The organism is Pseudomonas glycinae (assembly GCF_001594225.2).
GTDB classification, from domain to species: domain Bacteria; phylum Pseudomonadota; class Gammaproteobacteria; order Pseudomonadales; family Pseudomonadaceae; genus Aquipseudomonas; species Aquipseudomonas glycinae.
The window spans coordinates 1,295,166-1,321,765 of record NZ_CP014205.2 but is presented as its reverse complement, the minus strand read 5'-3'; the positions used below and the strand labels follow the sequence as shown (position 1 = coordinate 1,321,765).

The 26,600-nt window shown below is 63.3% G+C and carries 14 protein-coding genes and 2 pseudogenes; 3 read left to right on the top strand and 13 right to left on the bottom strand.

The genetic code is table 11. The annotated features are described in order from the left end of the window. Positions 1-2 precede the first annotated feature (2 nt). From AWU82_RS05995 to AWU82_RS05945, 11 genes and pseudogenes are all read right to left on the bottom strand, one after another. A pseudogene (locus AWU82_RS05995) lies at positions 3-272 on the bottom strand (gamma-butyrobetaine hydroxylase-like domain-containing protein); the annotation flags it as partial. After that, positions 269-1,231: a HEAT repeat domain-containing protein gene (locus AWU82_RS05990; RefSeq protein WP_064381236.1), complete on the bottom strand. Its 963-nt coding sequence runs from the start codon at positions 1,229-1,231 to the stop codon at positions 269-271. The pseudogene AWU82_RS05995 and the gene AWU82_RS05990, both read right to left, overlap by 4 nt. Further along, positions 1,228-2,076, bottom strand: coding sequence for an ABC transporter ATP-binding protein (locus AWU82_RS05985; RefSeq protein ID WP_064381233.1), 849 nt, complete (start codon positions 2,074-2,076; stop codon positions 1,228-1,230). Before AWU82_RS05985 ends, AWU82_RS05990 begins: the two co-directional genes overlap by 4 nt. After that, positions 2,076-2,849, bottom strand: a complete 774-nt coding sequence (locus AWU82_RS05980; RefSeq protein WP_064381230.1) for an ABC transporter permease — start codon at positions 2,847-2,849, stop codon at positions 2,076-2,078. The genes AWU82_RS05985 and AWU82_RS05980 overlap by 1 nt, the downstream gene beginning before the upstream one ends. Before the next feature lie 131 nt (positions 2,850-2,980). Next, entirely contained in the window at positions 2,981-4,384 is a 1,404-nt protein-coding gene (locus AWU82_RS05975; RefSeq protein WP_039768886.1) for an ABC transporter substrate-binding protein, read from the bottom strand. Between the two features lie 252 nt (positions 4,385-4,636). Next, on the bottom strand, positions 4,637-4,882 hold the full coding sequence (locus AWU82_RS05970; protein WP_003225615.1) for a 4Fe-4S dicluster domain-containing protein: 246 nt from the start codon (positions 4,880-4,882) through the stop codon (positions 4,637-4,639). A gap of 25 nt (positions 4,883-4,907) precedes the next feature. Further along, positions 4,908-6,638: a fumarate reductase/succinate dehydrogenase flavoprotein subunit gene (locus AWU82_RS05965; RefSeq protein ID WP_064381228.1), complete on the bottom strand. Its 1,731-nt coding sequence runs from the start codon at positions 6,636-6,638 to the stop codon at positions 4,908-4,910. A gap of 2 nt (positions 6,639-6,640) precedes the next feature. Then, positions 6,641-7,387: a GntR family transcriptional regulator gene (locus AWU82_RS05960; protein ID WP_064381227.1), complete on the bottom strand. Its 747-nt coding sequence runs from the start codon at positions 7,385-7,387 to the stop codon at positions 6,641-6,643. Between the two features lie 95 nt (positions 7,388-7,482). After that, a complete protein-coding gene (locus tag AWU82_RS05955) occupies positions 7,483-8,451 on the bottom strand; it encodes a Gfo/Idh/MocA family protein (RefSeq protein WP_064381225.1) in 969 nt (322 codons plus the stop codon). Positions 8,452-8,460: 9 nt separating this feature from the next. Next, entirely contained in the window at positions 8,461-9,348 is an 888-nt protein-coding gene (locus AWU82_RS05950; RefSeq protein WP_064381223.1) for a Dyp-type peroxidase, read from the bottom strand. Between the two features lie 276 nt (positions 9,349-9,624). Further along, complete coding sequence (locus AWU82_RS05945; RefSeq protein ID WP_064381220.1) at positions 9,625-10,656, bottom strand: AraC family transcriptional regulator; 1,032 nt, start codon at positions 10,654-10,656, stop codon at positions 9,625-9,627. A gap of 212 nt (positions 10,657-10,868) precedes the next feature. Between AWU82_RS05945 and AWU82_RS05940 the strand changes: the two genes are divergently transcribed. The 3 genes and pseudogenes from AWU82_RS05940 to AWU82_RS05930 all read left to right on the top strand — a co-directional run bounded on the left by AWU82_RS05940 (position 10,869) and on the right by AWU82_RS05930 (position 12,541). Next, on the top strand, positions 10,869-11,816 hold the full coding sequence (locus AWU82_RS05940) for a SphA family protein (RefSeq protein WP_064381217.1): 948 nt from the start codon (positions 10,869-10,871) through the stop codon (positions 11,814-11,816). A gap of 255 nt (positions 11,817-12,071) precedes the next feature. Further along, positions 12,072-12,267 (top strand): annotated as a pseudogene (gene relB, locus AWU82_RS05935) (type II toxin-antitoxin system RelB family antitoxin). Further along, positions 12,248-12,541: a type II toxin-antitoxin system RelE/ParE family toxin gene (locus AWU82_RS05930; RefSeq protein ID WP_311776288.1), complete on the top strand. Its 294-nt coding sequence runs from the start codon at positions 12,248-12,250 to the stop codon at positions 12,539-12,541. The pseudogene relB and the gene AWU82_RS05930 overlap by 20 nt, the downstream one beginning before the upstream one ends. Before the next feature lie 48 nt (positions 12,542-12,589). Here the strand turns inward: AWU82_RS05930 and AWU82_RS05925 are convergent, their stop codons facing one another. Both AWU82_RS05925 and AWU82_RS05920 read right to left on the bottom strand, forming a co-directional pair. Next, positions 12,590-25,102 (bottom strand): filamentous hemagglutinin family protein, encoded by a 12,513-nt coding sequence (locus tag AWU82_RS05925; RefSeq protein WP_064381216.1) that lies wholly within the window; start codon positions 25,100-25,102, stop codon positions 12,590-12,592. Positions 25,103-25,292: 190 nt separating this feature from the next. After that, positions 25,293-26,402 carry a substrate-binding domain-containing protein gene (locus tag AWU82_RS05920; protein WP_064381214.1) on the bottom strand — a complete coding sequence of 370 codons (1,110 nt, stop codon included), beginning with the start codon at positions 26,400-26,402 and terminating at the stop codon, positions 25,293-25,295. Between the last annotated feature and the right edge of the window lie 198 nt (positions 26,403-26,600).

Here is a 26,600-nt window from a genome sequence, read left to right as displayed (position 1 = left end):
TCCAGCTGCGCCAGATAGGCCCACGGGTAAATCCCGCGCTGGTGACCATCGCTGAACACCAGTTGCAGGCCGTAGCCCTGAGCGTTCAATTCGATGACCCGCACACGCGGGTCAACCATGGGCGGCGAGCCCCGCAGGCGAAACGCCCGGCATTGCGAGCACGGGCACTGGCGGCGCAGTTCGGCATGGTCGAGAAGCTGCTCGCGGCCATCCGGCCAGCTCAGCCGTAACTGGTGTTCGCTTTGGGAATTACCGACCGACAGCGGATTCATTGCAGCTGACTCAAGGCAATCCGCACGGCTTTGCGCACTTCCGGGTCGCCGTCGTCCTGCGCGGCCTGCAACGCGGCCACGGCCCCGCGATCGTTCAGTTCGCCGAGGGCCAGCGCGGCTTCCTTGCGCAGGTTGCTGATGCGATGGCCGAGGGTGTCGATCAACGCGTCGAGGGCCGCGACGTACTTGAGGCGCCCGAGGCTGCGGGTGGCGCGCAGGCGTACCTGCCAGTAGTCGTCGGCCAAGGCTTCGATCAGCGCCGGGCCCGCGTCGGTATGGCCGACCTTGCCAAGGGTGGTCGCGGCTTCTTCGCGCACTTGCCAGGCCTGATCCTGCAAGGCCTGGCGCAATGCGGGCAGCACTTCGGCGTCACTTGCCAGGCCCAGGGCGCCGGTGGCGGCGCGACGTACTTCGGTGTCCGGGTCATCACTCGCCAGGCGGGCCAGTGCCGGCAACGCGTCGAGTTGCTTGAGCCAGCCAAGTACGCCGACGGCTTCGCGGCGGACACTGGCGTCGGCATCGTTCAGCGCCTGAATCGCGGCCGACGCAGCGCCGGAGAAACGCAACTCGCGCAAGGCCCGGAACGCGGCAATCCGCACGCCGGTTTCGGCATGGGCGGTCCACGGTAGAATCACCCTGCCCGCCGCTTCGGTCTTGAGCAGACTCAGGCTCTGCGCCGCAGCGGCCTGCACCGCCGGCGACGGATCCGTCAGTGCCTGGCACAGCGCTTCAACCACCGGCTCGTCTTCCCAGGCCTCCAGCAAACGCGCCGCTTCGGCACGCACTTCTTCGGCGGGGTCTTCGGCCAGACGTTCGACCAGCCAGAGCAGACCGTCCGGTTCTTCGAGGTCAGCCAGATCGATCAGGGCAATCCGCCGTACACCGGCGTCATCGGCGGTCAGGCGTGGTTGCAGGGCAAGAATGTCGTCGTTATCGGTCACAGCAAAAAATGAGGTCACAGGGCAAATCTCGGCAAGGAATTTTCGGGAGGCAGGCCGAGCGGATTGAGGCGCGGCAGCGGTCGGTCGTTGTCGTGGCGCAGCAGGTCGAGGCAGTGGCGCTTGAGGCGCGAGAACTCGTGGCTGGTGACCAGTTCGGTGGTGCGTGGCCGGGGGAAATCCAGGCGCAGGTCTTCGATGATTCGCCCTGGCCGTGCGCTCATCACCAGCAAGCGGTCGGCAAGGAACAGCGCTTCGTCGATGTCATGGGTGACGAACACCACGGTGGTGCGAATCCGCGTCCAGATGTCCAGCAACAGTTCCTGCATGTTCAGCCGGGTCAGCGCGTCCAGTGCGCCGAAGGGTTCGTCCATCAGCAACAGCCGTGGCCGGTTGACCAGCACCCGGGCGATCTCCACCCGTTGCTGCATGCCGCCGGACAGTTGATCCGGCCAGCGTTCGGCGAAACCTTCGAGGCCGACCAGTTTGAGGATTTCATCGGCGGCGCGATGGCGCTCGACTTTGCCGATGCCGCGCATCTTCAGGCCGAAGGCAACGTTGTCGCGCACCGTGCGCCACGGGAACAGCGTGTGATGCTGGAACACCATGCCGCGTTGCGGTGACGGGCCGGACACGTCGGTGCCGTCGACTTTCAACTGTCCGCCATGGGGCTGCAGATGCCCGGCCAGCGCGCCGAGCAAGGTCGACTTGCCGCAACCGGAGGGGCCGAGAATGCACACGAACTGGCCGGGCTCGATTTGGCAGTCCAGCCCCTGCACCGCTTCAAACGCTTGCCGGCCTTCGCCGAGGACGATGGATAACTGGCGGATATCGATCCGCCCTTCCGGGGTTTGCATCACGCTCATCAGGCTTTTCCTCGTGGTCGATGCCAGGGCGTGAACAGCCCGCCCAGGCGTTTGATCAGCAGGCTGCTGCCCATGCCCAACACGCCGATCAGCAACATGCCGACCACGATGTCGGCGTAGTTCTGGATGGTGTAGGACTCCCAGGTGTAGTAACCGATGCCGAACTGGCCGGAGATCATTTCGGCGGTCACCAGACAGAACCACGAGGTGCCCATGCCGATGGCGAGGCCGGTGATGATGCTCGGTGCGGCACCCGGCAGGATCACTTCCAGCAGGATCGCCCGACGCCCGGCCCCGAGGCTTTTGGCCGAGGCAATCAGGCGCGGGTCGACGCCCTCGACGCCGTGCACGGTGTTGAGCAGAATCGGGAACAGCGCGCCGGTGAAGGTGATGAAGACCATCGACAGTTCGGAGGATGGGAACATCAGGATGGCCAGTGGAATCCATGCCACGGCGGGGATTGGGCGCAGTACTTCCAGCGGTGGCAGCAGCAGGTCTTCGGCCCACTTCGAACGGCCGATGGCCAGGCCCAGGGCGATACCGATGATCAGCGCAGCAAGGTAGCCGGCGAAGACCCGACTGAGGCTGGCGGTCAGGTGCTGGATGAGCTTGCCGGAGTCGCCGAGGCCGAGCGCGGCTTCGATCACGGTCAGCGGGGTCGGGACGTTGGCGAAGGTGACGAGGCCGAGGTTCCAGTGGTGGCTGGCGGCGAGTTGCCAGAAGAGCAGGCAGAGCAGCAATGAGGCGGCTCGGGGGATCCAGCGTGAAAACATATATCACCTCTGATCGTTCCCACGCTCCGCGTGGGAATGCATCCCGTGACGCTCCGCGTCACATCCAAAGCGGACGCAGAGCGTCCATGGCGGCATTCCCACGCGGAGCGTGGGAACGATCTACGTTTGAGTTAACGGGTGGCAACCGCTTGGGTGGTGGCATCCGTGAAGTCGAGGACTTTCCCGCCCTGCGCCGAGGCAAATTGCTGCGCCTGCCCCTTGAGCAAAAACGCGCTGAGCCGCCCCTTCGCATCACTGGCAAACCACGCCTGCTCCGCCAGCAACTTGATCCCGCTGTCACTCGCCTGGGCATACACCGCACGGATGTTCTTGCCTTCCGATTTCAGGCCGGCCAGCGCCGTGAACGCCTCTTCAGCCGAGGCATAACGCCGGACCTTGTCCTCCCCCCGCACCCAGATTTCCGCAACATGACTGAAATCCGAAATTGCTTTCCCGGTCGCCGCATCGACCGACTTCAACGGCGTCTGCGCGTAGTTGGCCAGTTGCGCGGTGTAATCCAGATTCGAGGCCTTGAACGCCGCGCGGATGTACTGATCGTCGATAAAGGTGTTCAGGTCGAGCCCGCGATCGGCCTTCTTCAGCAGCTTCAGCGTGTCGATGGCCGTACCCACGGCCTGGCGATACTCCGGCTTCCAGCTCAGGTCGCGGGTCTGCACGCCGAGCGGGCCGTGGAACAGGTAGTTGACCTCGGCATCGACGCCGGTGACCTTGGCGATCAGTTCGCTGTATTTCTCAGGTTCGGCGGCCAACAGTTGATTGGCCTCGATGCTGGCGCGCAGGTAGGCGACGACGATTTCCGGGTACTTTTTCGCGTAGGCCTGATCGACCAGCGCACCGTGGAAGGTCGGCGCATTGGCCTGGGCGCCGTCGTAGATCTTGCGGGCGAAGCCACGGCTCGGGAACAGTTCGGCGAACGGCACGAAGTCGGCGTGGGCGTCGATCTTGCCGGCCTGCAGCGCGGAACCTGCAACCTCCGGCGGCTGGGCGATGATGTTCACGTCCTTGAGCGGATCCCAGCCCTGCTCCGCCACCGCGCGCAGCAGCATGCCGTGGGCGGTGGACGCGAACGGCACGGAAATGGTCTTGCCCTTGAGCTCGCTCAGCGACTGCACGCCGGACGCGCTCGGCACCACGATGCCGTTGCCGCTGCCCTTGATGCTGCCCGACAGCACGCTGATGAACAGGCTGTGTTTACCCGCGGTTTCAAACGCCACACCGTTGAACGCACCGGGGAAATCGGCCATGGCGCCGAAGTCGAGTTTGCCGGCGACCATCTCGTTGGTCAGCGGTGCGCCGCTGGTGAAGTTCTTCCACTGCACGTCGTACTTGGCGTCTTTGTAGGCGCCGTCGTGAGGCAGGTATTTGTCGAGCAGGCCCAGCTCGCGAATCAACAGGCCGCCGGCGGCGCAGTTGATGGTGGTGTCCTGGGTGCCGATGGCAATGCGGATGGTTTCGGCCGAGGCCGACAGGGTGAACGAAGCCAGTACCAGACCGGCGATTGCTGCACGCAACATGGTTGAATCCCCTCGAATCATTTATAGGATGTTCGTCTCCGCCGCGATCAGGGCGCGGTGGGAAACGAGGGGTGTTGGGTGAATCCAGCGTCCGGGGTTTACGGATGGCTTTTGTGCTGTCTGGGGTGGCCTCATCGCTGGCAAGCCAGCTCCCACAGTTTCTTCGGTGTCGACAATATTTGTGCCCCACTGCAGATCCCTGTGGGAGCTGCGGTGCGACGATTCGACTTGCCAGCGATGGCGTCCATTCAGTCAACGCAGTAAGTAAGGGATGTCCACTTTGACGGCGCCAGTCGGGCAGTCCTTTTCGCACGGCATGCAGTACCAGCATTCATCGAAGGCCATGTAGGCCTTTTGCGTGGCCGGGTTGATCGCCAGCAGGTCCATCGGGCAGACGTCGACGCACACGGTGCAGCCCTTTTCGGCGATGCATTTGTCCTCGTCCACGGTGACGGGGGCATTGGAGCGGAAGAAGATTTCCTGGGCTTGGTAGGCCATGGTTCGGACTCTCTCTAGTGATGCCTCAAGCGGCGAATGCGCCGACCCGGAGGCGGTCGTAGGCCTGCATTTCCTCGGCGTCGAGCGGGATGATGTAAGGCTCGACGGCTTTCTTGAAACTGGTCATGCGTCCGTCTTCGCCCTTCTTCAGGTGGCAGTGGCAGAACCATTCGCGGTCGTCCCGTTGCGGGTGATCGACGCGGTAGTGGTACAGGCCCCAGCGACTTTCGGCGCGGAACAGCGAAGCGCGGGCAGCCATTTCGGCGCAGTCGCGAATCACGCTGGTTTCCATGGCGCGCATCAGTTCGTGGGCGTTGTTGGCCTTCATCTCGTCGAGATCGCGTTCGATGTCGCTGAAGCGTTGCAGGCCGATTTCCATCTTCTTGGTCACTTTCGGCGGTTGCAGGTAGTCGTTGACGAAGCGCCGCAGCTTGTACTCCACCTGGGCTGGCGGCAGACCGTGTTCGCGATCCAGCGGTGCGTAGACCCGGGCCTTTTCCTTCGCGATCTGCTCGGCGTCCAGCGCAGAGAACTCGCGCCCGGCGACAAACTCTGCCGCGTTGTGACCCGCGAACCAGCCGTAGGTGAACGCGCCAAGCATGTAGTTGTGCGGCACGGCGGCCATGTCACCGGCCGAGTACAGGCCTTTCACCGAGGTTTCGGCGCGCTCGTTGACCCACACGCCGGACGCCGAGTGGCCGCTGCAAAAACCGATTTCCGAGATGTGCATCTCGACCATCTGCGTGCGGTAATCCGTGCCGCGATTGGCGTGAAACTGGCCGCGACTCGGGCGCTCGTTGCTGTGGAGGATTTCCTCGATGTTCTGGATGGTTTCCTCGGCCAGGTGATCGAGCTTGAGGAACACCGGGCCGTTGCCGCTTTCCAGTTCCTGGTGGAATTCCCACATCATCTGCCCGCTCCAGTAGTCGCACTCGATGAAGCGTTCGCCCTTGTTGTTGGCGGTGTAGCCACCGAGCGGGCCGGTGACGTAGGCGCAGGCCGGGCCGTTGTAATCCTTGATCAACGGGTTGATCTGGAAGCACTCGAGGTTCGCCAGTTCGGCCCCGGCGTGATACGCCATGGCGTAACCGTCGCCGGCGTTGGTCGGGTTTTCGTAGGTGCCCATCAGATAACCCGAGGACGGCAGACCGAGGCGCCCGGCAGCGCCACACGCGAGGATCACTGCCTTGGTCTTGATCACATGGAAGTCGGCAGTGCGGCAATCGAAGCCCATCACACCGTTGACGGCGCCCTCCTCGTCAGTCAGCAAACGGGTGCAGACCAGGCGGTTGGTGATGCTCACCCGCGCGCGCTTCAACTGGCGATACAGGACTTTCTTGATGTCGTGCCCTTCCGGCATCGGCAGCACATAGGCGCCCATGTGGTGGACTTTCTTCACTGCGTAATCGCCGGTTTCGTCCTTCTCGAACTTCACGCCCCAGCGGTCGAGCTGCTCGATGGTTTCAAAGCTGTGGGTGGCGTAGGCATAGACCGCCGCCTGATTGACGATGCCGTCGTTGGCGATGGTGATCTCCTTGGTGTACTGCTCGGGCGTCGAGTGGCCGGGGATGATCGCGTTGTTCAGGCCGTCCATGCCCATGCTGATCGCGCCGCTGCGCTTGACGTTGGCCTTGTCCACCAACAACACGCGCAGCTCCTTGTTCTGTTCCTTGGCCTTGATTGCGGCCATGGGGCCGGCGGTGCCGCCACCAATCACGACGATGTCGTATTCCTGTTCGAGGGTGTTGCGGGTCATGGTCACGCCCCTTTTTGCCGGTCGATCCGCAGGCGGTACTGGAACGCATCGCCACGGTAGTAAAGGTGTTCGAAGTCCAGCGGCTGACTGTTGGCGTCGTGGGTCAGACGCTCGATGCGCATGATCGGCGAGCCAGCCTCGACGTTCAGCGCCTGAGTCAGGTCGCTGTCGGCCAGCACCGCGTCGATGGCCAGATCGGCATGGCCGAGGGCGATGCCGCAGTCGTTCTCGAGGATCAGGAAGATGTCGCGGGTGACCAGATCGGCCTTCTCCAGACGCTCGCCGACCGCCTTGGGCAGGTAGGTGATTTCCAGCGAAATCGGCTCGCGATTGATCAGCCGTACGCGTTTGATCTGCGCAACAGTTTCGCCTTCGGCAACCTGCAAACGCTCGGCGACCAGTTTGTCGGCGGCGATGAATTTGAAGCTGCGCAGGCGGTTGATCACCTCGTAGCCACGGCCGGTCATGGACTCGGCGAGGCCTTGCAGGGTGCTGACGTTCTGGAAGGTCTTGGGTTTGGCGACGAAGGTGCCTTTGCCGTGGATCTTGAAGATCAGCCCTTCTTTCTGCAGATCGCCCAGGGCCTGGCGCACGGTGATGCGGCTGACCTTGAACAGCGTGCCAAGCTCGCTTTCGGACGGCATCTGGCTGTCCTGCGGGTATTCGCCGTCGAGAATTCGGGTACGCAATACGTCGCGCAGTTGGGTGTGCAGAGGAACGCTGCTTAAGGAGAGAACGTTATCGGTCATCACGGGATCACTTGTTATAACGAGTTATGACGTGATCTTAGAGACGTTATGACAAGCTTGAGAAATATTGTTTGGGTATAACCTTAGATGCGCCTTCAGTGGCGCTTGAGGATCTGATCCATGACCCAATCAGTCTTCAGGGCTTCGGCGGCGATTGCCGGGTGCCGGGACTCACCGCGAATCTGCGCATTCATACCGAGTACGTGATGCCACTGGATGTGTTCGTGATGGGGGATTTCCAGGCTGATGTCCTCGTCGGCATGCAGCTCGACCGGATGCTCGTCGAACACCGAAAAGCCGATTCGCCCTTGGCTGCCAATGATCTCGACCCGATCCTCACGGCGATCCGCAACAAAGTTCCAGCAACCCATGCCCAGTGCGCCCGAGGCGAATCGCCAACTGGCGCTGACCGCATCCTCCGCCGCGTACAACCCGGCCTGACGCGCGGTGAAACCGGCGACTTCGACGATGTCGCCGAGCAGGTACTGGAACAGGTCAAAACCATGGCTGGCCAGATCCGCAAAATACCCGCCCCCGGCGACCGCCGGATCGATGCGCCAGTTTGCGCTGCCGTCCAGATCCTTGGGCGATGGTGCCTTGGTCAGCGTCCAGCTCAAGTGCCGCACCTGGCCGATGCGGCCCTGCTCCAGCCACTGCCGAACCTGCTGGAAACGCGGCAACGAACGGCGGTAATAGGAGACGAACAGGTGCAAACCGGCATCGGCGAACGCCTGCTGCATTTCGCGACTTTGCCCGGCATTGAGCGCCATGGGTTTTTCCACGCAGCAATGCTTGCCGGCGGCGGCGACCTTCAGGCTGTAGGCGTGGTGACTGTCGGGTGGCGTGGCGATGTACACCGCGTCCACCTCGGGGTCGTTGATCAGGGCATCGACGTCGGTGTACGTCCGGGCGATGCCGTGGCGCGCGGCGTATTCGGTCACCGCTTCGAGACGTCGCCCCATCACCGCCACCAACGCCGATCCGGGCGCCTTGTAGAAAGCCGGCCCGCTCTTGCGTTCAGCGACGCTGCCGCAACCGATCATTCCCCAACGCACCACGTTCATGCTTGTGCCTCAGCCGATGCGCAGTGCGCGCAGATCGAGGTGGCCGTTTTGCAGTGGCGGGCACCAGTAGTAGCCGCCGGTGATCGGCCGGCTGATGCGATAGAGACCGTCGGTGATGCCGTCTTCCAGACCGCTCATGCGCCGCAGTTGCGCTTCAAAGGCATCAAGGGAGAAGCCGAACGCCAGGAACATCAGGCCGGCGCGGTCGCCTTCGATCCACGGCATCGAACGACGCACGACGAAGGCTTCCGGGGCGAAGCTTTCCTGGGCGGTGCGCTTGACGTGAGCGGACACCGGAGCGTCGTCGATCTCTTCGTTGTCGCTCAGGCGACGGCCCATGATGTTGTCCTTGTCCTCGGCGGACAACGCATGGAAACCCTTGAGGTCGTGCTGCCATTGCTGGATCGCGGCGAAGCTGCCACCGACCAGACCGTCCGCGCCGTCACTTTGCAGTGCGGCGGCGATGGCGGCTTCGTCGTGCGGGTTTTCGGTGCCGTCTTCATAACCGGTGAGATCATGGCCGTCCTTGTGGCGAAAGGCTTCCTGCATCTGCACCAGACGCAGCGCCGGGGCCAGCGCGGCCTCAAGCGCGGTGCTGCGGTTGAGCAGATCGCCACGGTCGACGCCGTGCAGCCAGACCCACAGGGCGTGCTGGGTCGACGGGTTTTCCACGCCGACACCGGTCAGCGCCGGGAAGCTGCGCAGGCCGTCGATGTTCACCTTCAGGGCCTTGGCCAGGGACTCACCGAAACCGACCACCGCCGACTTGCCGTCCACCAGGTTCAGCAGGTTGTCGATCGCCTGCGGCAGCGTTTCAACCGACTCGAGGGCGAAAAACAGGTGACGTGCTTGTGGCGGAACGGGGGTGGCGAGAATGCCCGGCTGGTAGTAACTCATGTCGACTCCTTGGAAAGAGCGCGGAGTTTAACTGTAGGCGGAGGGTTTGTGGGGGATTGAAATGGGTTGGGTAGCCTCAAAGGCCCCCTCACCCTAGCCCTCTCCCGGAGGGAGAGGGAACTGACCGGGTTGTTTGTTGGAGATACAGCGACGTGAAAGACAGAGTTGAATAGGGATTCGCTGAAAAACTTTCAGGTCGGCGTATCTCTCGAATATCCCCCAATCGGCTCCCTCTCCCTCCGGGAGAGGGCTGGGGTGAGGGCCATCGGTCTCAGATCAAATCGAAGCACTGCGCCACGCACTCGGGCTTTTCCCCGTCCAGCGCTTGAACGCCCGGCGAAAACTGCGCACATCGCTATAGCCGACCTCCTCGGTAATCCGCTCGATCGGCATGTCCGGATTAGCCAGCAAACTCATGGTGCGCGCCTGACGCACTTGCTCCAGCAATGCTTCAAACGTCAGTGAGTGTTCAGTCAGCCGCCGGCGCAAGGTTCGGCTGCTCATGTTCAAGTCGCCGGCAATCTTTTCAATATGGCTGCCCCGGCTCAAGTCACGGGCAATCGCCCGCTCCACCGCCTGGATCAGATCGAGTTTCTGGTGAACCTGCGCCGCCTCCAGCTCCAGCAACTTGACCGCCTGACGCAGCGCCAGCGAATGATGGTTGGGAAGGTTCACATCCAGCCATTGCACGTCGATCAACATGCGGTTGTGCAGGCACCCGAAGCGCACCTCCGGCCCCAGCAGCCGCCGGTATTCATCGACGTAATCCGGCGCGGCGTGCATGAACTCCACGGCTATCGGCTTGAACGTCTCGCCCACCAGCGCCCGGCCATAGACCAGCAGGCTGGCGAAAAACTCTTCAACGGCAAACACCTGCACCTCGGCAAACGGCAGCCGGCACTCAACATCGACATAGACCTGATCGCCCACCACATCGACGCTGGAAACGACAATCCCGCCGGAAGTGTGCTGATGCCGAACCCCGATTTCGAACGCATCGCGCAAGGTCTTGCACAGCGACAGCACATGCCCGAGCAGACCCAGCGTCCCGAGCACGTTCTGCGCGCCGACCCACAGCCCCAGCCCCTGATTGGGCAAAGCCTTGAGCGCACGCTGGATCATCGCCACGGCCTGGCGATAGGAAATCCGCTGCGCCGGATCCTGCAGGTCGTCGAAATCAAAACCCAGGCCACGGCACAGACTCTGCGGCTCGACGCCCTTGTTGGCGGCGACTTCGGCCAGGGTTTGCAGGAGAAATGGCGACACCAGCGCCAGTTCGAAGGTGGGGTCTTGGACTTTTACGTTCATGGAGGCTGACATCCCGGATCACGCTGAATTGTTATTTTTGTAACCGGTTATGTCGAAGGAAGTTAGCACAGGGTTGAAGGACTGTCCGCAGAAGCCCCCTTCCGTGTCCGCCAATACCCTGCCCTGTTGTGCGACAAGAGCTTATTTCTATCGTGGCCGGGCACCCTGCGTGCCGGCGTTGCGCCCAAAACACAATAATAATGAGGACGGACATGACCCCGAATCGCGCGACATTCCCTGTGCGACTGGCGCTGAGCCTGCTCGGCTGCGCCGCGACCCTGCCGGTGCTGGCCACCGAAGCCGGCGTCGACAACATCGGCCCCGGCACCGACGGCTTTTTCATGCTGCCGCTGGAGGTCGACAGCCTTCCGGAGAACATGGTCGCCTTCAACCTCTACTACAACCATTACAAGTCACGAAAGCTCAACATCAGTTCGCTCGGCGGCAAGGTGCCGAATGTCGAGATCGAATCCACTGCCGTCATCCCGCGCCTCGACTACCTGAGCCCGGTGCGGATTTTCGGCGGACGTCTGGCCGGTTACATCGCCCAGCCGTGGCTCAAGCAGGAAGTCTCGGCGTTCGGCCTGAGCGACACCCGTGAAGGCATGGGCGATACCACCATCGCGCCGATCATCCTGTGGGACATGGGCAAGGATCTGACCCTCGGCGCCGCCGTGGAAATCACCGTGCCCACCGGCGAATACAGCGTCGATCGGCTGGCCAACACCAGTAACAACTTCTACACCTACAAACCGCTGTTCTCCTTCACCTGGCTGCCGACCGAGCGCACCGAGGTGTCGATGAAAACCACCTACAGCTTCAACGAGAAGAACAAGGACACCGACTACAAGTCCGGGCAGATCTTCCACTTCGATTACTCGGCCAGCTACAAGATCACCGACGACCTGATGCTCGGCATCAACGGTTACTACCTCAAGCAGACCACCGACGACAAACAGTTCGGCCACACCGTGCAGTTCGCCGGCGAAGACGTGAGCGACGGCGTGCGCGGCAAGGTCTTCGCCATCGGCCCGGCGCTGCACTTCACCTTCCTCAAGTACGCCAGCGCCGAGATCCGCTGGGCCAAGGAATTCGACGTGGAGAACCGGCCAGAGGGCGAAATGTTGTGGGCGAAGGTGAGTATTCCGTATGCGTTCTGAGTGCATTTGTAGGAAGGCGCGCGCGGATTTGTAGGCTGGAAACCTGAAAAACAGAGGGTGGGAATAGGCCTACAGCGGCGGTCGAGATTGCCGGACAACGGTGGGAAACGTCCGGCAGATTTCAAAGGGGGGACTTGCAGATACTGGGCGCCGCTACCCCATAGTTCCTACAGGGCTCATGGGGTGCATCGTCTGCCAGTGACGACAATGGGCCCTTTCCCCCTTAGACTGCTGAAATTGATCACGGAGATCACTATGAGCATATTGCATTCCCCGTTTTACTCTGACTTCGAATCCGAAGAAGAGGCAGAGAGCTACGATCGCTGGTTTCGTGCCAAGGTGCAGGCTGTACTGGATGATCCTCGCCCGGGCATTCCCCATGAGGAAGCCATGGTGCGGCTCGACCAACTAATTAGAAGAGAGACGCAAGAATCGACGCGCTGCCGCTTGAATGGAGCGATCAAGCTCTGGACGATCTGGCTGACATTATCGATTACGTTGAACAATACAACTCCAACGCTTCAGCGGCTCTGCAGCACAAGGTTGGTGCAGCAACGCAAAGGCTTTCATCAATCCCTTATGGTTACCGATCCGGTCGAGCGCCAGGCACTCGGGAAATGGTGGTCAATCCGAACTATCTGCTGGTCTATCGAGTGAACGGGCGCATCAAAATACTGACGTTAGTCCACACCCGACGACAATACCCACGAACCTCATCTACATAAAAAAAGGGCGGCCAAACGGCCGCCCGAAGCGTACTACACGAGAGTCCTTTACAACGTCAGCTGTCCCCGCTCCTCTTCGGTCAGCTGCTGCTTCGCCTGTTCATCCAGCGCCCCGGCGCCCAGCACCTGCACCGGGCTGTTGGGGTTGTAGCCCGGTGTCGGTGCGCGGCTGGCGCCGTCGCGAGTCGGGGCCAGTTGTTCGTTGCCGAAGCTGAGCACCTGCACGGTGAACACCGAGGCCTGGTTCTGGCGCGAGGCGGCTTGTTGTTGTCGGGCGACGTCTTCCGCCGCCTGGGTGGCCGACGAGGCAGCGGAACTGGCCGAAGTGATCGCGCCGGTGTTGACCGCCGAGACCACCGGCACGCCGGTCGCCTTGCCCTGCACCGAGATGTTGGCGGCGTTGACCACCGTCAGCGCGGCGATGTTGACGTTGCCCGAGACGCGAATCCCCGCCTCGCCCGCATCGATGGTGCCCAGCGGCGCGATCAGGTCGATGTCCCCCGGCGCCACTTCTGCAATCGGGTTGAGCGTGGCGATACCGGCACCGGTGCTCGGCACCGATGGCGACAGGGTCACGTTGCCCCAGGTGTCGTACACGCGTTTCGGCGGGGTGTAGACCACGGTGGTTTTCGAGCCGCGACCGGCGTTGATGTCGCCCTCGGCAGACCAGCCCAGGATCGAGCCGCCAAACGTGGTCATGATCCGGCTCTGCCCCAGGAGAATGCTGCCCTGGGAGTAGAGCTGAATGTTGCCCGAACCCTGGGTGATGATCCCCGCCGTCGATGGCGGCGCGGCGCCTTCGATGCCGAACACCTGACCGCCACCCGGCGTGAGCATCTGGATATCGCCACCGAACAGGGTTTTCACCCCGGCACCACCGTAGAGCGTGATGTCGCCGTCGTAGCGGATCGGATTGCCGGCCACATCGGTGGTCGGGAACAGCGAAGCAATGGCGTTGCGACCGCGCAGGTAACTGCCTTTGCGCGGGCCGTCGACATCGTTGTACTCGAGGCCACCGGCACGCAGTTCGGCGAAGTACACCTGACGGGCGAAGATCGCTTGTTCGGCGCTCGGCAGCGCGGCGAAGAACGCTTGCATCTGTTCGGCGTTGCCGCTGAAGCCGTAACCGAGGGTCAACCAGCTCTGCAACTCGTCGAGGTAGGTCTTGACCACTTTGCCCGGTTGCCCGTTGAGGGATGCGTTCGGGTCGGCAAGGTTCTGCGGGTTCAGGTAACGGGCGATGAACCGCGAATAATTCGGCCCTTGCGCGCCCACACCGGCCTGCAACACCACACTGGCGCCCGGTCGCTGATCACCGGCGACCAACGAGCCGAGGCTGGTGATGCTGGCGCGGTTTTCCATCAGGATATTGCGCCCGGCATTGAGGTCCAGGACGCCGGGGCCCGCGATGTCGAAGCTGCTGTAGAGGATGTCGCGCCCTGCCGATACCCGCGAAACGTCCCGAGGGTCGTCATGCACGAACAGGTTGCCGGTCGAGGTGATGGTTTCGGACGGCGGTACGCCCATCTCGGCAGCAGAGACGGTCGTGGGGTTGCCCAGGAAAGTGCCGGACGCCACGACATCGCGCCCGGCCAGCATCCAGACCGGGCCTGCTGCTTCGTACCAGGTACGTTTCGACAAGCTGAACGTCAGCGTTTCACCGCTGCGAACACCCACCAGATCACCGTTCAAGGCATAGATCCGCGCCGGTGCGTGGACGTCGCCCAAGCCCGAGTAGCTGTTGGCGCCGAAAGCGAATAACGGATAGCGCAGATTCTTGTCCGGCGACACCCCGTCGCTGTTGTGATTGCTCATGATCGGCGTGGCCGACGTGTGGTTGCCGTAACCGTTGAAGGCCGGCGCGAACGGCGTAGCGATGGACAGCGGACTGGCGCCCGACTGATTGATCGCATAGCCGCCGGCGTAGATCGAGTCCTGCGCCAGCAACTCCAGTTGCCCGGTGCTGGAGGGTGCCAGCAACAGCGAATACCCGGTTGCCGGCACCGTACCACTGCCCTGGCTGTAGACTGCAGAAGGTCCGGCATAAATCGAACCTTGCGCCGCCACCGCCCGCAGAATCGACGGGTACACGAAGCGTCCATCGGTCGGCGACGTATTGCGCCCTGTGACAGGACCCTGACCTGTGACTTCGCCCAGTTGAGTGCTCGGTGTGAGATTGCCCCCTGCCGAAAACAGGTCAATGGCGGTGTGATCGGTCCACAACGAGAAGCCCGTCAAGCCGCCGCCCTCATGGACGACACCGTCTTGCGTAGTGAACGGGGTGGAGTTCTGCAGGCGCACCCGACCCGGGTCCGCCGCGCCGCCCAACACCAGATCGCCGCGCGTGCTGAGACTCATCCCCGAATCCCCCGGAATCAGCACCAGCCCACCAGAGGCGCTGCCCATCGTGGACGTGAACGGGTCGAACGGGCGAACTTCGCGAGGATCCTGGGTCGAGGCTTCGGCGCCATATTGCAGATTGATCCCGCCGAGCGCGCCGCTGGCCAGTCGCGCAGCACCGCGCAGGTTGATCAACGCGCCTTGCAGATCGTGTTGTGCGACACCGATGCCGTTCTCTCCGGCCCGGGCCTGCAATGAAGGATTGACCGCCCCGCCAATGCGGATGTCCATGTCGCCGCCACCGGTCAATTGCAGGCTGCCATCGCTGCCCACGCGCCCGGTGCTGCCGACCGCCACGACCAGCCCCTGCCCGCGCGGATAAAGGTTGGTCTTGTTACCGTCGCCCATCGCCTTGAGCATGCCGGCATCGCCCCCGGCACGCAGGCTGATATTGCCGCCGCCCAAGGTGCCGAAACCGGTGAAACCGACCAGGTACGGGCCGGTATCAACACTTTGATCCGGCAACGGTTGCGTCGCATAGCTGCCGAAGTTGATCCACCACGCGGTCGGCACATCACTGTTGCCGGTGCCCTGACGCCAGAGCCAGTTGCCCACGGCCACACTCGGCACCTGCTCACGGGTGTCCATGGTTTGCGACAAACCACGACGCCCCAGTACATCGCCCGCAATCGAGCCACCGGCATTGATGGTCAGGTTGCCGCCCATTTGCGGGTACCAGGCCTGATACAGGCTGTCGCTGCCACTGACCCATTTTTCGTAAGCGCCGCCCGCACTGCCCAATACCGAGCCGTTGTCCGACAGCCGTCCGCGAGGCTGGTTGAAGCGCGGATCGATGTCTTGGGACTGAGTGCCGGCCGTATACACGCCATACGGTGAATCCATGCTCAGATCGCCGGCGGCGAGCACGTCCAGATCACCAGTCCCGGTCCGCAGCACGCTGAACATCTGGGTGTGGGTCTTTACGGTGGTACCTGGTTTGTTTTCAACGCAAAGTTCCGGGAATGCGCCACACCAGGACAGCACTTCATCGTCGGTCATCGGCGAGCCAGGCGGCATGCCCATCCAGTTGTCCGGTGCCCAGACCCAGCGCGGTGCCGGCACACAGGAGTTCGGCGCCCAGTCGCACCACATCATTTGATCCTCGGGGACGGGGTCGCCGGGCGTGAAGCCGCCCAGGTTGCCCTCGCCCCAGACCAGGGTCGGCGGTTTCTCTGTCACGGTCAGGCCGTAATGGGTGTCGGCCAGGCGCAGATTGCCATCGCTGGACACCGGCTTGATCGCCCGGCTATCCGCGGCGCTCAGATCGGCTCCCGCCACCACGCGCATCGACCATGACGCACTGCCGGCCGGCAACAGGCTGGCGACCGCCCAATTGCGCCCCTGGGTCGTACCGGTCAATGGCCGCAACTCGATGAACGGCGTACCGTCCGCCAGCACGACATCGGTCATCGACGGAATCAGCGAGCCGCGCAACAGAGCCAGCGAACCGCTCAGGCGCACGCCCTTGACCCCGTTGTCGCCGGCCTCGACGCTGCCCGGCAGCGGCACGCCCTTCGGCCAGCGCAAGGCTTGCAGCGCCGTTGCGTCATTCAAGCGGATACCCGCTCCCAACCGGCTGCCCGCGGGCAAAGTCACGCTGTCGGCGAGCAGCGTACCGGCGGCATACAGCACGTTGCCCGAAGCATCGCGAACCGAGCCGGCGAGCACCGTGCCGGCGCCGAAGGTGTAAGGCGCCGCCAGCGTTGCCTCGGTCGGCAGCAGCGTGCCGCTGGCCAGCGTCATCGCTTGCAACGGGAGGTCGTAGTTCAACGTGGCGCCGACCGGGAACACCGTACCGTCCGCGAGCGTAACGCCCGCTCCCGGTACGATCAGATCGCCGCCGAACGGCTGAATCCCCGGCAGTAATTTCCAGCCGGCATCGTCCACGGTCTCCGGCGGCGGCGCGAAACCGTCGTTGAGGCTGCCGTGGATATCGAGGTTGCCGCCCGCGCGAATCACCAGGTTACCCGCCTCGCCCGAGCCGTAGACCGAAGTCTTCTGCGTGTGCGGATTCAGGCTGGCGTAACGGTAACCGGACAGGTCCACATCACCCTGCACCACCAGATCACCGTCGGCGGTTTTGCTGGCAATCTCGACCCCGGGCCGCAGATGGAAGGCATCGGCATAAGTGGCGTTGTTCAGGCCGGCCAGTTTGTTGTTCAGCAGGTTGCCGTTGGCCAGTGCCGCATTGATGAACGCCGTGCTGTCGCCGTGAATGCGATCGAGGTACGCCTGATCGATCACCTGATACGGCCGTCCACTGGCCGCCGGGTCCGCGCCATCGCTGGCATCGGTATAGCGGCGCGTGGCGTTGAGGCCAATCGAGCGGGCTCCCTGAATACTCAGTGCGCCGCCGGCTTCGATCGCAATGTCATCCGCCCCCAGGCGTGGCGCGTTCAGTTCCAGCGTGCCGCGCAGCAACCCGTCGGACTGCCCCGGCAGAGTGCCAAGAACGGCTTCGGTGCCATGGCGCAAATCGATGCGCGCACCGCTGCCGAGGGTCAGCACGCCTTGCCCGGCGTTGAGTTCGACCATCGCCCGGTTCGGGGCGTCGATAATCTTGCCGTAGCTGTCGACCCGCAACACACGGCCATGGGCGTCAAGCACCGCATTGCCCGCCAGGGTCAGGCCGTTTTGCGCCGACAGGCGGATACTGCCGACCCGCTCGCCACTGGCATCGATCAGGCCAGCCACCGTCAGCCGACCGTTGTCCACCGACACATTGACCTCGCCAGCCTTGAGCCCGTCGCCGATCAACAGATCGCCTTGCTTGAGCTGCAAGCTGCGGCTGCCAAAGACTTGCCCCGCATTCAAACGCTGATTGAGGGCCGCGAATTGCTGGCTCGGATCGCCATTGAGGTGCTGCGCGCGGATATCCACGCCACCGGCCCTGTACGGCACCAGTGTGCCGCCGGCATCGTAATAGCCGCTGCTGGCACCGAGGATATCGCCTTGCAGATCGACCATGCCCGCATCGGCGGCCAGGGCCACGGCACTCAGGTTACCGGCCTGATGGTTCTGCGCCGACAGATCGATTCGCGAGCCCGCCACCTGGCGGATATTGCCGTCGCGGCTGTACAGCGCCACATCACCGCCCCAGCTGTACTTGTTCACATCGTTGAACGGCAACGTGCGACCGGCCATGTCCAGATTCGCGCCACTGGCGAGGGTCAGATCGTCCTCGGACTTGACCACCAGTTTGCCGCTGGCCAGGGCGATGCGGCTGTCCAGCAAGACATTGCGCGCATCAAGGGTCAATTGCGCCCCCAGTGCATTGGCGGCAGTCGCTGTGCCGGCCCCCGTCAGGGTCAGGTTATTACCGGCCTTGAGCAGGTTGACCGAGCCCGCCTCTCCCGTCAGCAACGGCGTACGCAATGTGAGATTGCCGCCGCTGTGGGCATAACCGGTGACCGGATCGAAAGCGCCCTGCGCCTGATAGACCTCAAGACTGCCCTTGTGGTTGGCGGTGATGCGATCGCTGGCGGTGAGATTGACGTCGGCAAAACCCAGCACCAACCGCTTGTTCACATCCAGGCCATTGGCCTGCGGATCGGGGCCGTAGCCGAACTCGATCCGTTGCGCCTGAATATCAAGCGCGCCGCGACCGGTGCCGGCGCCGCCCGTGATCACCGCGCCTGGATCCTGAGGCGCACCGTTCCAGATCAGATTGGCGGTGCGAATGGCTGCCACGTCGCCGCTTTCACCCAGGCCGTAAATGGCCGGGGTGCTGAGGATCAGGTTTTGCAGTTTGCTGACGCCAGTCTGCGGATCCAGGGTATCGAGGCTGACACTGCCGTAGAAATTGAATGCATCGCGACTGGTCAGGCTCAGGGTTTCCAGCGCCGGCGCGCCGAACTGTGTATCGCCCCGCAACAGGCGATTCAAGACATTCTGGTTCAGGGTCAGACCGGTCGGCACCCGGTTGCCGGCGGCACTCAAGGCCTCGGCACTGCCGGCATTGACCGAACCCACGGCCAGCGTCAGATGGCGGGTGCCGAAGCGTACCGCTTCGTCGAGTTCGAATTGCTTGTCAGTGGCGGCGGTAATGCTGCCGTTGGAATAGAGCAGCGTCGGGTTGTTGCACATTGCCGTCGAGCAATGGCCGATGAGAATGTTGCCCGCGCCGGATGTCCTGACGGTCACTTCAGGCGCCAGCACATTGGTCCAGCCGTTCGACACCACCAGCAACCCCGCCGCACCCGGCTTATAGATGAAGCCGGTGCTGGAATCGTAAGGCGCTTTGCCGCGCCCCAGAGTGTTGATACCCGAACCGGCTTCGAGGGTGATACCGCCATCGGCCCGGGTGGTGCGCAGCAGCACTTCGGGTGCCGACAACACGGCGCCGTCACGCAAGGTGATCGTTGCAGTATCACCGCTGAACGCGATGATGTTGCCCGACGTGTTGTAATCGATCGTCGGTTGCGCGCCGAGGGTCAAGCGGCCGGCGCCGAGCGAATTGAGGCTGTCGGCATACAGCGACACACCGGCAAAACCTTCCGTGATTGAATGCCCCGCACCGAGAATTTCGAAGTTCGCCGCGCCGTGCACCACGGCCGACCCGACGACGCCGCCCGTGGCCGGCTGGAACAGCGCCTGACCGTTGAAATCGAGCGCGTTAGCCGGTGCGGCGCCCTGGGACAGATTCAGTCTCAGGGATTTGCCGTCCATGGGCGCGAGGGCCCGAGGCACGCCCCGGCGCGTCGCATCGCTCTGGATGAACTGACTGAAAGAGGTCTCGTTGTACTGCGAATAACGGCGCAGCACGTCGGCGGATGTCAGGATGACCTGGCTTGCCAGGCTGTCACGCAGGCCGGTATTGGCAATCGACATCCGTCCCGAACTCGTCCACGAACCATTGCGCAGTGGCAGCGCAGCGTTGGTTGCGCCCGCTGCCGCCTGGCCGTTGACCTCGACCCGAAAGGCTCCCGGCAACAGCGCAAAGGTCGAGGGCAGCAGCGTATAGGTGCCCGCCGCCAGCCCCGGCACGCCAGCCCCGATGGTGACCTGCTGGCCGATGCGCGGATCGACCGCCCCCGCCTCGGCGAGCATCGGCGCATAAGCACTCTGATTCCCCGGCACGATGGCGTACACCGGGTTGCTGGCCAGGCCCGGCAGGCTGAAGGTGCCGTCACTGGCATTGCGCACCAGCGGGTTGTAGCGGGCATCGGTGGAACCGCCACGCCCGGATACGAAACCGGCACCGCGCAAATCACCGCCACCCGACAGGTCGATCAACGCACCGCCTTGCACATCGACGTACTTCGAGGTGAGCGTCACGCCAGCGGTTTCGGCGGTGATCCCTCGAAGCAGCACGGACTTGCCGTTGTAGCGAAAGTCGATGCCGTCGGTGGTGCCGCCGTAAGGCATGACCAGCCCGGCGGCGCTGGCCGACGTAAGGCTGCCGGGCAACAGATGCAGTGTCCGGGTGTTGAGGACCAGGTTGTCACCCAGATTGATCATGCCCAGCGGCGCGCGGATCACCCCGCCCTGCTCGATATGCGCGGCGGCGAGCGTCAGGTTGCCGAAGACCGAGTAAGGCAACGCGGCCGGCGCCGCCCCGGAACTGCTGATTCGCAGGGTACGCTCAGGATTGGCGTCACGCTGGACACTCTGATAACCCACGCGCACCTCGGCGGTGACATCACTGGCGGGGTAGATCTGCGCGGCACGCAGGCTCAGGTCGCCCGGCGTCCAGAGTTCGGTTTTCTCGACGTTGCCGGTGGGCGCCAGAAAGCGCAGATCGCCCCGGCTGTCGAGCGTGACCTGTTCAAAGCCACGCCGCCCGACCTCCAGTGCCGGGCCGCTCAGTTGCACGATTGACCCGGCCGTGCCGAACGACAGACTGTTGCCCAGATCCAGCAGGTCTGCCGTGGCGGTGAAGTGTGCCGGCGCCACTTCGGTGGTCGGATTGTTCATCACCCGTGGCCGGATGTTGCCGGGAGCCTCGAAATATTTGCCCGTACCCGACAGACGCACGTAAGGCGCAGACAGGTTGATCCGTACGTTGTCTGGCGCGCCGTCGGCCAGCGACAAGGCCCCGGCATACAGGCTCAGGCTTTGATTCATGTGCAGATCGACGTTGCCGTCGAACGACAGCAGACCGTTGCTCAGCACACTCAGGTTATCGAACCCGCCGGACATCAACTGATCGGCGCCCAGCCGGGCGCGCCCGTATTGCAACGCAGGCGAAGCTTCGCCCGCTTGCAGACCCGTCGGCAACAGCGACGGGCCGGCGTCCTGGCCGATGACGATTTCGCGCGGCACGCGAACGTCGTTGCTCGCGTCTCTGCTCAGATAAATCGGTGTCTCCAGCGCAATGTCCAGTCGCCCGCCCGCCGCCCCGGCACCACCAGCCGCAGCATGCAGGTCGCCGTCGATGAACAGGCCGTTGTAGGAACTCAGCGAAATTCGCCCGCCATCCGTGGCAACCAGCGTCGGTCCCTGTCCGGCGATATCCAGCATCGCTTGTGCGCCGGAGGCCTCCAGTCGCGCACCGTTTCGCACGATCACATAGGCGTCGGCCGACGTGGCCGTGGCCTTCTTCGCATCGGTTTCGCCGCCAATGATGATCGAGCCGCCCTTGCCGACTTGGCCATACACCCTTCCCAGCGCATCGATGCCGGTGGCCACGCGACCGGCCACGTCCAGCACCGCGTGCTCGCCGATCCAGATCGAGCGGTTGTGGGTTTGCCTGTCTGCCGTTTGCGAGGAATCAGCGACATCGAGCGAGCCGAATTGCTGCTGACGGATATCGATCGTGCCGCCCCACGCATTCAACTGGCCATCGACCGTGAGCTGACCGGCGCTGCGCAGATTGATGCGTTGCCCCGGATCGACACTGATGCGCGAGCCCTGCCCAAGGGTCAGGGTGTTACGAGTCGGATCGACCAGCGCGACCTCACTGGAACCGGCCTGCAAAGCCAGACTGGCGCCGGCACGCTGGGTCAGTTGCGCCTTGAGCGGATTTTCCTGATAAAGCGTCGGCGTCCACAATTCCAGCGCCTGCCCCGGCGCGGTGCCACTGACCTGATTCGCAGCTGCGTCACCAAAACGGTAGACCGGCATCAACACGTCAACGCGGGTGTTGTCCGCCACATCGAGGCGATTGAGGCCGATAAGGCTGTAGGCAGAGAAGCCTTTGTCGAACAGCTCCGGTTGCACTTGCAATGTGTTGTCGGCGAGGGGTTTACCGGACTGGCCGATGAGGATGTCGCGCGCCTGAATCAGCAATCGGCCACCACCCGACACACCGTAACCGCGCAGTTGGCCGTCCAGGGTCAGGTGGCTGTCACCCGGCGCGGACAAGGCGCTGGACTCCAGCGTCACATCACCGCCCTTGCCACCGCGAGTCTTGCCGTTGGCCAGAATCACGCCACCGGAAGACACGTCCAGCAGACTGCCGGCACCGATTTCGATATCGCCGCTGCTGCGGATCGACACCACGCCACCATTCAGATACGCCAGGCTCGCGGCATCATCCGGGTTGGTGCGCAGGTTGCTCCACAGACCGCGCGTATCCAGCTGCGTCCCTTCGGCCACACTCACGCGGGTGGCCTTGCCGGTCGGCGCGACGAGTCGGGTGTCGGTGAGGCGATCGGTGTTGAGCTGATTGAGCACGTTGCCCAGGTGCAGGCTGCCGCCGCGCGCGGTCAGGTTCGCGTTGACCTGCACCTGCGGCCCGTAAAGGGTGATGTCGCCACCATGGTCGACGGTGACGGCACCTTGCACGTCGATCCGTTCTTTGGCCGCCACTTTCAGTGCGCCCAATTGCCAGTCGCTGAGTTGCCCGGCATCGAGGAACAGCTTGCCGTTGCGCGCATCGGATACGGCGCCGGTCAGCTCCCGGTCATCGCCGGCCAGCGGACGTTCGCCGCCGACATGCACCTGATCGAACAACGGGTTGAGGCCGTAGAGCAAACCACCGGAAGCCGCCACGTACGCCGGGTCATAACTGCCGACAATCAACTGCCCGCGCCGCGCCAGCGCCGTCTGACTCTGCGCATAGCCATCGAGCACCGCACGCGGGGCCTGAGTCTGGCGCTCGCCTTGATAAACCTCGCCGAGCATCTGCCCTTCAAGCACGGCGTTGCGGGTACCGATCACCAGTTGCCCGGCATCACGACCCACGGTGTAACCCGACTCCTGACGCCTGGACGGTGCAATCAACGGGTTGTAGTAATAACTCGTCTGGCCCCAGCGCTCACTGCTGTCTTCATAGCCCTTGTACAGCCCGGTGTAGAGCAGATCCCCCGGCGCCTTTGAGACTTCATACAGGCGCCCGTCGGCCCCACGCAGCCAGCTCTGGCGAATCTCGCCGCTTTGTACGTCCAGCGTGCCGCCGGACAGGTTGATCAGCGAGCCCTTCTCGGTCACCACGTCATTGCCGGCGAAACTCACCGTGCCGCCCTGAGCCATCCACTCGCCGATGCTGTGGCCCTGGGTGCCGAGGTAACCGCCGACCTCCAGCAGACCACCAGCGGTGTACCAGCGATCCGTGGCGTAGCCGTTGGTGCCGGCCGGGACGTAGACCAGTTCGCGCACATCGACCCAGATGTCATTGCTGTTGAGCGCACCTTTATCGCGATTGACCGAAGCATCGCGCTGCTCGTTGCCCTGGACGTTGATCTTGATGCTGTTGGATTCCATCGCGACTTTCACGCCGATGGCACCGGAGACATCGATCAATGCGCCGTCACGCACCAGACTGCGACGCTGCGCCGCCACTGCAACCTGGCCGCCCGTGGCCAGGGTGATCGAACCGTTCTGGAACTCGACGCTGCCGCCGCTCTGGATGTCGATGCGCGACTGGTCGCTGCGAATCTTGTTGTTGGGTGTCACGCCGGTCAGGGCGGCCTGATGCTGACTGTCGAGGGCGGTCAGATCGCTGCTGTCGAGCAGGATCGCCGTCGCGCTGCCCTGCCCCAGCGTCACGCTGCCCTGGGTGTCGGTGGCCGGATTGAGCAAATGAATCGTGCCGCGAGTGGCGACCGAGGTGCTGGCCAGCAACACGCCGTTTTGCACGACCTCATGGCCGGTCAGGGTGATGTCGCCGGTCGCGGCCTGAATCAGGCCGTTGTTGCTGACCTTGCCGGCAGCGCTGCCGGTCTTGAAGCCCGGCGTGACTTCGTTGCCGAACGTCGTCGAGAAGCCATTGCCCTCAGTGCCCGAGCCTTTGCGGATGTAAAAGCGATCCCCCGCGCCGAGCACGGTCTGGCCCTTGGCGGTGTTGATGCTGCCGTCGTTCTGCACTTCGCTGCCGAGCAGCAAGGCATAGCCGCCGGCATCGGTCGATTTGGCCGGCCGCGCGGTCTCGATGGACGCGCCGCGCTCCACCAGCACTTTGCCGGCCGCCTCGGTGAACGTCGGTTGGCTGCCGGTGCTGTCGAAATACAGGCCGCGGTCGCGGAACTGAATGTCAGTGATGTTGGCCGCCGCCGCCACCAGGTTGCGCACGTTGACCTGACTGGTGCCGCTGAACACGATGCCGTTGCGGTTGATCAGCATCACCGTGCCGTCACCCTTGATCTGGCCCTGAATCTGGCTGGCCCGCGCATTCGGATCGTTGACCCGGTTGAGCACCGCCCAGTTCGACTGTTGGGCGAACTCGACAGTGGTGTTGCGCCCGACGTTGAAGGTCTCCCAATTGAGGATCGCCTTGTCGGCGGTCTGCTCGATCTTCACCGTGGTCTTGCCATCAACCTGAGTCTGCTGCGGGCCCTTGGCGTTCTGCCAACCTTGCGTGAGGCTGTTATCGACCTTCAGACCGCCCTCGCCCAGACCGTCAGGCACAAACTGCACCGTGCCCAGCGCCGCCGCACGACCGGCCGCCTGCGCGGCCTGTTGCGCCGCAATCGCAGCCACGGTGTTGTTCAGTGTCTGAATCGAGCGTTGCAGCTGCTGATTGGCCTTTTGCTGCTGCGCCAGCGGTGGCGTCATCCCCGGCAATCCGCCCACGCTCGGGCGTGCTGCGGCAGCCTGTTGTGCCGCGCCCTTGGCGGCGAACCATCCCGAACTGAAAGTGGTCGCCGCCTCGGCACTGCCCGCCACCAGGCACAAGGCAATCGCCTGCGCCAGGGGCTTGAGCAACCACAGCGCCGGATCGGCAGCCATGAGCTGCTGAGGCTGAACACGGGTACTGCGACGGGATGGGCGAGCGAGCATCACTACGAGATCCTTTTTGTTTGCCACATGAGGCCGCAGGTCGGCTTGCCCCTGCTGTTACGACATAGGCGGTTGGCGGGGGCCGCGACCGAACGGATGTCACACAAACTTCATGAACGAGGTGTAGATCGGCCAAAAAAAATGGCAGCAGCCCGAAGGCTGCTGCCATTTCATTGCCGTGAAGCGAGGCTTACAAAGGACGGCCGATAGCGTTGCAGACGCTGGCGTTGTTGATGTCCAGGTTGTTGCCCGAGGTGTTGGTGACGAAGTTGGCAGTCACAGCCGCTTTCCAGTTGGTTGGAACCGGAGTGAAGCTGTGAGCGATGGTGGCAGCGTTGTTGCCCGGGTTGCTGTAGTGGGTGGTCAGGAAAGCTTTGACATCAGCGGCCACGGTGGCGTCCTTGTAGCACTGGCCGAAGATGAAGTTGGTGTAAGCCACGATCGGGTAACCGCTGGCTGGGTTAGGAACAACCGGAACCCACTGCGAAGGGTTCGAAGGGGTGGTTGGCAGAGCCGCCGAACCCAGTGCCAGCGAAACGTTGGCGGTGGTTGGCTGTACGCCGTTGACGCGAGCAACCACTGCGTTGCTGGCGGCGTTCACACCGTCCGGACCGACGTAACCGATGGAGCCGTCAACGGCGTTGACCTGAGTGGCCACGTCAGCAGTACCGGCCACGCCTACCCAGTTCGAAGGCAGGGTCGAACCGGCTGGCAGACGCGCATTGGTGAAGGTGGAGTTGGTGGCGAATTTGGTCGGGCAGATCGCGTTCAGGTGACGGGTCAGGATTTCCGAAGTACCGCTGGAAACGTTGCGATAAACAACGCGGATCGGCGTGGTGTCGGAAGTGCCCAGCAGATCGCCCCAAGTGGTTTTGGCGCCGGAGAAGGCATCGCACAGCTGAGCGCTGGTCAGGTTCAGAGCGGTCTGGCCGGATTTCTTGTACGGAATGGCAACCGAAGTGGCCACCGAAGGCAGCTGGATCAGCGGGCCGTACGAAGCGCCGAAGTTGGTGTTGTAGGTGCTGATTTCCGAAGCGCTGAGGATCGAGTCGCTACCGGCGAAGTGAACCGAACCGGTGGTGCTGAACAGTGCCGAGTTGTTGGTCAGGAAAGCGGTCTTGCCGGTGCCGCTACCGGTACCCAGGTAGCTGAAGTTGGCTGGCAGGATGCTGTTGCTAGAACCTTTGTACAGAGCGGCAGGCAGAGTCGCGCCACCACCGGTTACGTTGGCGGCCATGGCCTGGGCGGAAGCCAGGGCAGCGACGGTCAGGGAAGCTGCGATCAGAGTGCGCTTGAACATGAAGAATCTCCTTTTCAACGTTGGGTGTGAACACAGGTTTTCAGGGGTCTTGCATGACACTGGGAAGACTCACCGCCGACCTTCGCATTGCGGGGTCCGTGGTTAAGTCGCACTGAGAAATTCGCAGTTTCCGGTGACAGATAAAGGAAAAAACCTCGGGAGGTGCAGGCTGATTTTCGAGGGATTTTCTCGGGTGTT